The 5,204-nt window shown below is 71.2% G+C and carries 6 protein-coding genes; 4 read left to right on the top strand and 2 right to left on the bottom strand.

Features of this window, described 5'->3' with window-relative positions; genetic code table 11:
• Positions 1-171: 171 nt before the first annotated feature.
• Positions 172-306: a hypothetical protein gene (locus tag ACIKT0_RS12625; RefSeq protein WP_281375426.1), complete on the bottom strand. Its 135-nt coding sequence runs from the start codon at positions 304-306 to the stop codon at positions 172-174.
• 8 nt (positions 307-314) lie between these two features.
• Positions 315-1,247 (bottom strand): 4-hydroxybenzoate octaprenyltransferase, encoded by a 933-nt coding sequence (ubiA, locus tag ACIKT0_RS12620; protein WP_407105678.1) that lies wholly within the window; start codon positions 1,245-1,247, stop codon positions 315-317.
• A gap of 153 nt (positions 1,248-1,400) precedes the next feature.
• Between ubiA and ACIKT0_RS12615 the strand changes: the two genes are divergently transcribed.
• The 4 genes from ACIKT0_RS12615 to ACIKT0_RS12600 all read left to right on the top strand — a co-directional run.
• Positions 1,401-2,153: a 16S rRNA (uracil(1498)-N(3))-methyltransferase gene (locus tag ACIKT0_RS12615; RefSeq protein WP_407105676.1), complete on the top strand. Its 753-nt coding sequence runs from the start codon at positions 1,401-1,403 to the stop codon at positions 2,151-2,153.
• 205 nt (positions 2,154-2,358) lie between these two features.
• Entirely contained in the window at positions 2,359-3,093 is a 735-nt protein-coding gene (locus ACIKT0_RS12610) for a L,D-transpeptidase (RefSeq protein WP_407105675.1), read from the top strand.
• A gap of 132 nt (positions 3,094-3,225) precedes the next feature.
• Entirely contained in the window at positions 3,226-3,909 is a 684-nt protein-coding gene (locus tag ACIKT0_RS12605; RefSeq protein ID WP_407105674.1) for a L,D-transpeptidase, read from the top strand.
• A 127-nt stretch (positions 3,910-4,036) separates the two neighbouring features.
• A partial coding sequence (locus ACIKT0_RS12600; RefSeq protein ID WP_407105673.1) for a glutamate--cysteine ligase occupies positions 4,037-5,204 on the top strand: 1,168 nt, incomplete at its 3' end.

The following is a 5,204-nucleotide window of genomic DNA, read 5'->3' as shown; positions in this document are numbered from 1 at the left end:
CACGTCCCCGCGAGCATCCGGCTACTTCTCCGCCAGCTCGAACGCTCGATCACAAGAGTTCAGGAGTTCAGACGCTATCCCCGCTTCCAGGCGATGCGCCGGACCGGCAGCCTGACGCCGGAGACGCCCGTGCATCGCGACGAGCGCGAGATCATCGCGCGCGACTGACCCTCAGCCGCGCGTGAAGAACCACGCCCCCAGCGCGACCAGGATCGCGAGCGCGATCCACAGTCTGAGGCCGGCCTGAAACAGCACGAAGCGCCTGTGTTCAGGCGGCAGCGGATCCTTCACGGCGGGCTCGGTCATTCGGGTCCCTAGATCCTCAGCAGGGCGTCGGCGCAGAAACCGAAGAAGACGAGCGCGCCGGCCTCCCGGTTCGACTTGAACAGCATCAGACATAGCGCCGGCTCATCAATGTCGAGCCGGGCGATCTGCCACGCGCAATGCGCCGCGAAGGCCAGGACGCCAAGGAAGCTCAGGGCCCCGGCGCCGGCCGCCCATGCGGCGAGCCCCAGCAGCACCGCAGCGCCCGCATAGAGGCCCGTCAGGATCGGCCGCGTGCGCGGGCCGAACAGCAGCGCCGTGGAGCCGACGCCGACCAGCGCGTCGTCCTCCTTGTCCTGGTGGGCGTAGATCGTGTCGTAGCCGATGATCCACAGGAACGCCGCGCCGTGCAGCAGCAGCGGCGCCGCGGCGAGGCTCTGGAACGTCGCGCTCCAGCCCATCAGCGCGCCCCAGCCGAAGCAGACGCCGAGCATCGCCTGCGGCCACCAGGTGACGCGCTTCATGAACGGATAGAGCGCGACCGGCAGCACCGAGCAGAAGCCGACCAGGATCGCGAAGGGCGGCAGCGCGAGCAGCACCGCGAGCCCGACCAGCAGCAGCACGCCGAGAAAGACCGCGGCCGCCTTCGGGGTGATCTGGCCCGACGGCAGCGGGCGGGAGCGGGTGCGGGCGACCTGGGCGTCGATGTCGCGGTCGACGAGGTCGTTATAGGCGCAGCCCGCGCCCCGCATCGCGACCGAGCCGATCGCGAACAGCGCGAGATGCCACGGGTTCGGCCACGGCGCGCCGGAGGCCACGGCCGCGAGCGCGCTCGACCAGGCGCACGGCCAGAACAGCAGCCAGGCCCCGATCGGCCGGTCGGCCCGCGCGAGCCTGAGATAAGGCCGCCAGGCGGACGGCGCGCGCCGGTCGACCCAGTTCGCGGGCGGCGCATCGGCGACGGGGGCGTTTATCTGCGACATGGACGCTCAGCTACCGGATCGTCACAGGCGACGCCATCGCGCTCCGCCGGTCAAGCGCAGCCGGCGCGCCCGCGCCCACGACACTTTGGCTGCGGACTTGGGCTGCGGCGCCGGACGGCTTAAGACGGCCGCCGAACCTTCAGGAGCCAGGCCTTGGCCGCCTACGACTTCTCCTCCACCCGCCTGTTCGTCGACGCCCCGCTCGCCGAGGGGGCCGAGCTCGTGCTGGAAGACGCGCAGGCGAATTACGTCCGCAACGTCATGCGGATGGCGGCCGGCGACGGGCTGCTGCTGTTCAACGGGCGCGACGGCGAGTGGGGCGCGCGGATTTCGGACGTCGCCAAGAAGCGCGTCACGCTCGTCGCCGAACGCCGGACCCGGCCGCAGACGCCGGCCGGCAGGGTCCGCTACCTGTTCGCGCCGCTCAAGCACGCCCGGCTCGACTACATGGCCCAGAAGGCGGTCGAGATGGGCGCCTCGCGGCTGTCGCCGGTGATCACCCGCCGCACCCAGGCGAGCCGCGTCAATGTCGAGCGGATGCGCGCCAACGCGGTCGAGGCCGCCGAGCAGTGCGGCGTGCTGGCGCTGCCGGAGATCGACGAGCCCGAGCCGCTGGCGCGCGCGCTCGAAAGCTGGCCCGCGGACGCTCCCCTCGCCTTCTGCGACGAGGATTCGGACGCGCAGGATCCGGTCGCGGCCCTGAGGCCGCTCGCCGGCCGCCCGATCGCCGTGCTGATCGGCCCCGAGGGCGGCTTCGCGCCCGAGGAGCGCGCCGCGCTGCTCCGCCTGCCATCCGTGGTCCGGCTGTCGCTCGGGCCGCGGATCCTGCGCGCCGACACGGCCGCCGTCGCGGCGCTGACGCTCGTTCAGGCCGTGGCCGGAGACTGGCGGGCGGACCCGGATTGACCTTCTGTTAACCACGCGGGGCCATCGTTCTCCCGGGGATGGCGGCCGCGCGGGCGCTCCGCGCCTGCGTTGCCCAAATGCCGCACCATTGCGGGACTCGGTGATCTTTCGCGAACTTGGCGAGCCGGATGGCCCGCTACCGGCGTATAGGCGTAATGGCGCCGTCGACATGCGACGGACTTTCTACGAGTCAGTGCGAACCTCCATGTCGACAGGTTTCTTCTCGCGCAGCGTCGCAACCTCGTTCTCGGTCTGGATGCGGCGGGCGGCCGTGCTGGCCGTTCCTCTGGTGCTCGCCGCCTGCGCGGGCTCGAGGCCGCTGCCGCCGGCCGGCGCGACCGACCCGATGGCGTTCGCTCCCGCGCCGCTCCCGAGTTCGCCGGCCTTCACGCCCAACGTCACCGACAACAGCCGTTACGGCGAGGTTCCGGACGAGCCGTTCCCGGTGAAGCCGGTGAACCTCGAGAAGATCGACTCGAAGTTCCTGAAGCAGGTCGTCCCGAACACCACGGGCGAGGCGCCGGGCACCATCGTCATCGATCCCCGCGAACGCCACCTCTACCTCGTCCAAGATGACGGCACCGCCATCCGCTACGGCGTCGGCGTCGGCCGCGAGGGCTTCGCCTGGAACGGCACGGCCTATATCCGCCGCAAGCTGGAATGGCCCGACTGGCACCCGCCGGCCGAGATGGTCGCCCGCGACCCGCACGCCCGGCCTTACGCCAACGGCATGCCCGGCGGCCCCGGCAACCCGCTCGGCGCCCGCTCCATGGCGCTGTGGGAAGGCAATCGCGACACGCTGTTCCGCATCCACGGCACGGTCGAGCCCTACTCGATCGGCAAGGCGGTCTCTTCGGGCTGCATCCGGATGCTCAACCAGGACGTGATCGACCTCTACTCGCGCGTGCCGCTCGGCACCAAGGTGGTCGTCCGGTCCTGATGCAGGAGTTCGAGCCCGCGCCGGGGGGCGAGCGGGCTCGCGGCGGGTGCGCAAGCGCCCGCCATCAGATGGCCGGACCGTCCGGGGGGCGGTCCGGCCATTCGTCTTTTTGATCCAGTGGACGGACCCTGCATGACCGATCGAGACCGCTTCGCGCCAGCGCCCGCTGGCATGACCCGCCGCGCCTTCGTGGCCACCGCTCCGCTTGCGCTCGCGGCCTGCGCCGCGCCGAGCATGGACATGGGCGACCTGTTCGCCGGCGACAGCGGCTTCGACTATTCGGAGATCTACGGCGCCAAGCCGAACGAGAAGTTCCCGCTGCCGGCGATGAACTGGCGCAACCTGGACCCCTCGGTGCTGCGCCGCCGCGTCGCCGACCCGACCGGCGAGGCGCCCGGCACGATCGTGGTGCGGCCGGTCGAGAAGCACCTCTACCTCGTGCAGAGCGGCGGCCAGGCGATCCGCTATGGCATCGGCGTCGGCCGCGAGGGCTTCGAGTGGAGCGGCCGGGCGACCGTTCAGCGCAAGGCCCAGTGGCCGCGCTGGACCCCGACGCCCGCCATGATCCGGCGCAACCCCACGCTCTATGGACGCTGGGCGAGCGGAATGGACGGCGGCCTGCAGAACCCGCTCGGGGCGCGCGCGCTCTATCTCTACCAGGGCGGCCGGGACTCCTCCTATCGCATCCACGGCACCAACGAGCCGCGCTCGATCGGTCATGCGATGTCGTCGGGCTGCATCCGGATGTTCAACCACGACATCATCGATCTCTACGACCGGGCCGGCGTCGGGACGCGGGTGCTGATCAAGGGCTGACGCGCCGCGCGTCGAGCGGGCGCGGAAGCCAGCAAGAGCCGGGGCGCCGAGGCGCGCGCTCCCGGCCCTACTGGACGGTCGCCCGCCGAGAGCCTAACTGACGGCGCTGTTTATCGCGGGATCCCCGATGGCGCGTGACCTGACCGACTCCACTCCGATCGCGTCGCGCGAGGAGCTCGTGGCCTATCTGGAGGCGGGCTGCCGCCCCCCGGCGCAGTTCCGCATCGGCACCGAGCACGAGAAGTTTCCGTTCCGCCGCGCCGACCTGTCGCCCGTCGCCTATGAGGGGCCGGCCGGCATCCGGGCGCTGCTCGACGGCATGCAGTGCCTGCTCGGCTGGGAGCCGATCATGGAGGCCGGCCACATCATCGGCCTCTATGACGTCACCGGCGGCGGCGCGATCAGCCTGGAGCCCGGCGGACAGTTCGAGCTCTCCGGGGCGCCGCTCGAGACGCTGCACCAGACCTGCTCGGAGCTGCACGCCCACCTCGCGCAGGTGCGCGAGATCGCCAATCCGCTCGGGCTCGGCTTCCTCGGGCTCGGCATGAGCCCCAAATGGTCGCTGGCCGAGACGCCGGTGATGCCCAAGGGCCGCTACGGCATCATGACCCGCTACATGCCGAAGGTCGGCTCGCGCGGCCTCGACATGATGTACCGGACCGCGACCGTGCAGGTGAACCTCGATTTCTCGAGCGAAGCCGACATGGTGCGCAAGATGCGGGTCGGGCTCGCGCTGCAGCCGATCGCCACCGCGCTGTTCGCGAACTCGCCCTTCACCGACGGCAAGCCGAACGGCTTCCTGTCGGCGCGCTCGGAGATCTGGCGCGACACCGACAACGCCCGCGCCGGCATGCTGCCCTTCGTGTTCGAGGACGGCATGGGCTTCGAGCGCTATGTCGACTACGCGCTCGACGTGCCGATGTATTTCGTGAAGCGCGGCGACCACTATCACGACGTCGCCGGCGCCTCGTTCCGCGACCTGATGGCCGGCCGCCTGCCGCAGCTGCCGGGCGAGCGCGCGACGGTCGCGGACTGGGCGAACCATCTGTCGACGATCTTCCCCGAGGTCCGGCTGAAGCGCTTCCTGGAGATGCGCGGCGCTGACTCCGGGCCGACCAGCCGGATCTGCGCGCTGCCGGCCTTCTGGGTCGGGCTGTTCTACCATCAGCCGAGCCTCGACGCGGCGTGGGAGCTGGTGAAGGGCTGGTCGGCGCAGGAGCGCCAGGCGCTGCGCGACGCCGTGCCGGCGCAGGGTCTCGCGGCCCGCATCGGCAACCGGACCGCGCTCGAGGTCG

This window comes from Hansschlegelia beijingensis (assembly GCF_045505405.1).
Lineage (GTDB): Bacteria > Pseudomonadota > Alphaproteobacteria > Rhizobiales > Methylopilaceae > Methylopila > Methylopila beijingensis_A.
This window is presented reverse-complemented; position numbering and strand designations above follow the sequence as displayed.

What these genes read in the sequence shown, in the direction of transcription:
- ACIKT0_RS12605 (WP_407105674.1), top strand. Translation starts at nt 3,226, where the DNA reads ATGACCGATCGAGACCGCTTCGCGCCAGCGCCCGCTGGCATGACCCGC.
- ACIKT0_RS12625 (WP_281375426.1), bottom strand. Translation starts at nt 306, where the DNA reads ATGACCGAGCCCGCCGTGAAGGATCCGCTGCCGCCTGAACACAGGCGC.
- ubiA (WP_407105678.1), bottom strand. Translation starts at nt 1,247, where the DNA reads ATGTCGCAGATAAACGCCCCCGTCGCCGATGCGCCGCCCGCGAACTGG.
- ACIKT0_RS12610 (WP_407105675.1), top strand. Translation starts at nt 2,359, where the DNA reads ATGTCGACAGGTTTCTTCTCGCGCAGCGTCGCAACCTCGTTCTCGGTC.